This window comes from Sulfurihydrogenibium yellowstonense SS-5 (assembly GCF_000173615.1).
GTDB classification, from domain to species: domain Bacteria; phylum Aquificota; class Aquificia; order Aquificales; family Hydrogenothermaceae; genus Sulfurihydrogenibium; species Sulfurihydrogenibium yellowstonense.
Window position 1 is genome coordinate 1 of sequence record NZ_ABZS01000140.1, and the last position, 4,674, is coordinate 4,674.

Below are 4,674 nucleotides of genomic sequence, written 5' to 3' on the forward strand. Positions count from 1 at the left end.
GATTTAACATAATCATCATAATATCTAAGACTTTCTAAAAGATAAAAGAGCATTGCAAAAGTATGCTGAACAACGCTGTTAGTTGAGTATCCCGACACATTAGCAACAGCAATTCCTTTTTGCTTTGCATAATCTATATCTACGTTGTTATATCCGGTTGCAGCAACGCATATTAATTTAAGATAAGGTGCATTATCCATAATTTCTTTATCAATGATTACTTTGTTAGTAATTATTATTGTCTTATCTTTTACTCTTTCTATGGTTTCCTGCTTAGAGTTTGTAGTTTGATATATTTCAAGATATCCAAAGTCTCTAAAAATATCTAAATTAACATCATCACCAAGGGTTGCAGCATCAAGTATTGCAAGCTTCATTTTATTCCTCTCAAATTAATACTTAATAAACGTAATTTTCTTTTTTAATTACTGTAAACAAAAAATTCTTGACTTCACTCAGAATGTCAAATAAGATAACCATTTTTCTTATGCTTACTATTCAACCTTTCTTTGTCATCCTGAGGCCGTAAGGCCGAAGGATCTCCTGTTTTTGTCTTATGAAAACAACAAGGAGATTCTTCGCACGGCTCCAAAATGACACCTAACGTTTATCCTTCCTATAATACTTATCAACCAACCGTCATCCCGAAGACTTTATACTTATTAAACTTTAAATAAACAATGAACTTACAGAACTTTCTATATTTATTCTCTTAATAGCTTCTCCGATCAATTCAGCAACAGATATAACTGTCAGTTTATCAAACTCTTTTCCATCTACGGGAATTGTGTTTGTAGCTATTACCTCTTGAATAGAAGAATTTTTTAATCTTTCAACGGCAGGTCCCGAGAAAACAGGATGAGTACATGCTGCAATTACAGATTTAGCACCTTTGGAAATTAACATATCAGCAGCTGCTACAATAGTTCCGGCAGTATCTATAATATCATCAATGATTACAGCATTTTTACCGCTCACATCACCAATAACATCAAGGGTTTCCACTACGTTTGGAGCCGGTCTTTTTTTATATATTATTGCAAGATTACCGCCAAGCCTATTTTGAAGCATTCTTGCCCTTTCAACACCGCCTGCATCAGGTGAAACAATAACTAAATCTTCTATGTTTTTTGCTTTTAAATACTCATAAATAACAGGTAACGCAAAAATATTGTCAACCGGAATGTTGAAAAATCCCTGTATTTGAGCTGAATGTAAATCTACCGTTAAAACTCTGTGAGCCCCGGCTGTTTGAATCAAATCTGCAAGTAATTTAGCACTGATAGGCACTCTTGGTTTATCTTTTCTATCTTGTCTTGCATATGCATAGTATGGAATAACAGCAGTTATTCTATGGGCTGAAGACCTTTTTAAAGCATCTAATAAAAGTAAAAGTTCCATTATGCTATCGTTTGTAGGATGGGTTAGAGATTGGATAACAAAAACGTCAGCACCTCTAACGTTTTCATTTATTTGGACTCTGATTTCTCCATCACTAAATCTTGTAAGAAGAACATCAACTAAGGGAGTTTCTAAGTAATTTGAGATTTCTTTAGACAGAGAGGGATTGGCATTTCCGCTGATAATTTTTAAGGCTCTACTCAATTGAATCCTCCGAAGACAACTTTGATTGTAGCTGGGGAGGGAGGATTCGAACCTCCGACACCCGGTTCCAAAGACCGGTGTTCTGCCGCTGAACTACTCCCCAGTGTATTTATTTGAGTTTCGTTTTTATCAATCTCCAACCTTTAATGGCTGCAGCTTTTTCAACTTCTTCAGTTGGCTTTCCTATTACATAAACACAGCTGCCACTACCGGATACTTTCGCTGAAAATCCTAAATAATTTAAAAAATCGTAAACTTCCTTTATCTCTGGATACAAATCTAAGGCTATGTCACCTAACTTATTCTCAATGTAAGCTTCTAATTTCTTTATATCGTATTCATTAATCAGAGATAATATTATATTTAAATCTCCTTTATTTGTCAATATAGATTTGTCAACCTTGGAGTATACAGTTTTTGTGTCCGACTTTATGTTAGGATAGATTATAAAGATCTCCTCGTTTAAAGTTTTTGGTAAGAATGTAAGTTTTTCTCCTATACCTTCTCCTATAGCAAAACCACCTTTTAAGAAAAACGGAACATCAGCACCAAGCTTAACAGCAATTTCAAATAATTTTTCTTCTGGCAGGATATTACCATGTTTTTTATTTAGATAATTTAAAACAGTAGCAGCGTTGGGAACTTCCACCGCCCAAGACCACCACCAACAGGGATGTTTTTCTCAATAATAACCTGTAAATTTTGTTCTATGCCTGTATAACTTTCAAACAACGAAATAGCTTTATACACTATGTTTTCTTCTTGCTTTATCTCCGGCAGCGAGGTTTTTACTTCTAAAAATGGATGCTCTTGAATTATAATTCTGTCATAAAAATCAAGGGTATGATATAGAGTAAAAATTTCATGATAACCATCCGGTCTTTTATCTAATATCCATAAACCTAAGTTTATTTTAGCTGGTGAGTATAGTATTTCCATATATGCACCTATTCTTACCTGATTTTTTTGCTATATATAAATATTTATCGGCTTGCTCTATATCTAAATAAGGATTATCAAAATTTTCTATTTGCTTTATGCCACAGCTTATTGTAATTTTTCTATCAAGACTAAAATCAAAATTTTCTATATTTTTTCTAGTTTTTTCTCCAACAACAATGGCGCCATTTATATCTGTGTTTGGCAAAAGTATTAAAAATTCTTCTCCACCGTATCTAAAAGCATAATCCGATTCTCTAATTGAAGATTTTATTATAGAAGCGACCGTTTTTAATATTCTGTCACCCTCTAAATGTCCGTATGTATCATTTATGCCTTTAAAATTATCTATATCTAACATAATAATTGAAATAGGCAATTTATGTCTTTTTGCATATTTAGCTGATTTATATAAAATACTATCCAGCAAAGCTCTATTGTAAACTTGTGTTAATTTGTCATAGATTGCTATTTGGCTTAGATTTTCTGTATAGATTTTATTCAATAGATAGATTAATTTTAAAGAATTATCCTCTAAATCTTTAAGAAGTAATATTTTGGTAAAATTGTCTTTACTCTCTAAGATTTTTTGAGCCATAAGATGAAATTTTTCATGCAAAGATTCTATTTCTTTGATTATATTTTTGTTATTTACTAAATTTGTCAAGCTATCCCTTAACCACTGAGTGAATTCACAATCTTCGGCAAATTTGATTTTAACATGGTTTTTCCCAGAGAATAATGATTTATACAATTCGTTTTTTATGTTTAAATGAATATTTATTCCTTTTTCTACACTTAATACATACTCTAAACTACTATCTTTTAATATTTTTTTATCCTCTTTATAAGACAAATTAATGTAAGGTGAAATAACGATCATAAAATCAAAGTTAATTTTTTCTTTTAGAATTTCCCTTTTGCCCTCATCTTCTATCTTTTCAACAGCCCTTAGTATAATCTTATACACTTCAACAACAGAAAATTCTGAAATTAGTTTAATTAATAATCTTTCTCCCAGCCTTCGCAAAAGTTTTATTCTATTTTCATCAGGATATACAGGTAAATAATTTTTTATATATCTTTTAATGAAGCGAAATAATACTTTTCTGTCCTCTTCAGGTAAAATTTTTAAAGATACATTTGTCTCAAAATGTTTAGAAAAATCTTCAAAAATTATCTCAATATCTTTTGAGTCTATTTTCCATTTTTCTTTTGGAATCTTTTCCTGAAACCCCTCAAGTAGCTCTTGTAGCATTCTTTTTAGCCTCATTTTTCAAATCCTTAAATATGATAACATAAATTTTTAAATTGTTTATACTTAACAGGAGAATGTTCTAAAATTTTTTGTAAGTTTACCCTTGCATGTCATCCTGAACGAAGTAAAGGATCTCATATTTTAATGGTTTTCCAAAGGAATAAAGAAAAAGGGAGATTCTTCGCTTACGCTCAGAATGACAATCTAAGGTTGTCCTTTCTCTGATGCTTATATTCAACCTTTCTTTGTCATCCTGAGGCCGTAAGGCCGAAGGATCTCATTTTTGATTTTTTGACTTGAAAAGAAAAAACATGAGATTCTTCGCTTCGCTCAGAATGACGATGTGGATTTTTGGAACAGTCTCCATCTTTCGCTTTATATCTATACTGAAACACAAAGTTTTCTTACCTATTCACTTGCTCACATTTCTAAACAATCAACATAGCATCGCCGTAGCTGAAAAATCTGTATCTTTCTTTTACAGCCTCGTTGTAAGCTTTTAATATAAAATCTCTATCTGCAAATGCAGAGACTAACATTAAAAGGGTTGATTTTGGGAGATGAAAGTTTGTGATGAGTTTGTCAACAATTTTAAACTCATAAGGTGGATATATAAAGATATCTGTAAAACCTTCAGTCTTTCCAAATTTGCCGTAAGTCTCTAATGCTCTAACTACGGTGGTTCCAACAGCTACAACGGATTTTTTATTTTCTTTAGTTTTTTTTATCATCTCTAAGGTTTCTTTTGGAATTGTAAAGTATTCTTCATGCATCTTATGTTTTGTAATATCTTCTGTTTTGACAGGCTTAAACGTTCCAAGTCCAACATGAAGAGTTATGTAAGCAATGTTTACACCTTTTTCTTTTATTTT

Annotated in this window: 5 protein-coding genes, 1 tRNA gene and 1 pseudogene; all 7 read right to left on the minus strand. The window is 31.6% G+C overall.

Annotated elements, in window-relative coordinates:
• Positions 1–377, minus strand: a pseudogene (locus SULYE_RS06175) (hydroxyacid dehydrogenase); the annotation flags it as partial.
• Between the two features lie 292 nt (positions 378–669).
• The gene (locus SULYE_RS06180; RefSeq protein WP_007547619.1) at positions 670–1,605 is read right to left on the minus strand and encodes a ribose-phosphate diphosphokinase; all 936 of its coding nucleotides are present in this window, start codon (positions 1,603–1,605) and stop codon (positions 670–672) included.
• Between the two features lie 31 nt (positions 1,606–1,636).
• Positions 1,637–1,708: transfer RNA gene (locus SULYE_RS06185), tRNA-Gln, on the minus strand.
• A 6-nt stretch (positions 1,709–1,714) separates the two neighbouring features.
• The gene (locus tag SULYE_RS06190; protein WP_007547621.1) at positions 1,715–2,254 is read right to left on the minus strand and encodes a 4-diphosphocytidyl-2C-methyl-D-erythritol kinase; all 540 of its coding nucleotides are present in this window, start codon (positions 2,252–2,254) and stop codon (positions 1,715–1,717) included.
• Positions 2,224–2,544: a hypothetical protein gene (locus tag SULYE_RS08585; RefSeq protein ID WP_007547622.1), complete on the minus strand. Its 321-nt coding sequence runs from the start codon at positions 2,542–2,544 to the stop codon at positions 2,224–2,226. The genes SULYE_RS06190 and SULYE_RS08585 overlap by 31 nt, the downstream gene beginning before the upstream one ends.
• Complete coding sequence (locus tag SULYE_RS06195) at positions 2,519–3,817, minus strand: sensor domain-containing diguanylate cyclase (protein ID WP_007547623.1); 1,299 nt, start codon at positions 3,815–3,817, stop codon at positions 2,519–2,521. The genes SULYE_RS08585 and SULYE_RS06195 overlap by 26 nt, the downstream gene beginning before the upstream one ends.
• 413 nt (positions 3,818–4,230) lie before the next feature.
• The coding region (locus SULYE_RS06200) for an S-adenosylmethionine:tRNA ribosyltransferase-isomerase (RefSeq protein ID WP_007547624.1) at positions 4,231–4,674 on the minus strand (444 nt) is incomplete at its 5' end.